The sequence below is a fragment of the Paraburkholderia sp. J67 genome, from assembly GCF_905220265.1.
Classification (GTDB): Bacteria; Pseudomonadota; Gammaproteobacteria; order Burkholderiales; family Burkholderiaceae; genus Paraburkholderia.
Window position 1 is genome coordinate 1 of the sequence record NZ_CAJMZK010000110.1, and the last position, 388, is coordinate 388.

At 66.0% G+C, this 388-nt stretch carries 1 protein-coding gene; it reads left to right on the forward strand.

All coding sequences use genetic code 11. From position 1 onward, the window contains the following. On the forward strand, positions 1–388 hold a 388-nt coding region (locus tag U5782_RS41410; protein ID WP_322049643.1), incomplete at both ends, for a 2-keto-4-pentenoate hydratase.

The window sequence follows — 388 nt, forward strand, 5'->3', positions numbered from 1 at the left end:
ACGCGATCTGACGCACGAAAAACACACCTTCGTCGACATCCTGCGCGCGAGTGCGTATGCACTGGCCGCAATCGAAATCGTCGATAGCCGCATCCAGAACTGGGATATCCGCTTCGTCGATACGGTGGCCGACAACGCGTCGAGCGCGCGCTTCGTGGTGGGCAGCCGCCCGGTGCCGCTTTCGCAGATCGATTTGACGGCCTGCGCGATGGAACTGTCGCGCGATAACGAAGTGCTCTCGCGCGGCAACGGCGCCGCGTGTCTGGGCAATCCGCTCAACGCGGCCGTGTGGCTTGCGGACCGCATGGTGCAGCTTGGCACGCCGCTGCGCGCCGGCGACGTGGTGCTCACGGGCGCGCTTGGGCCCATGGTCGCCGTGAAGGAACCC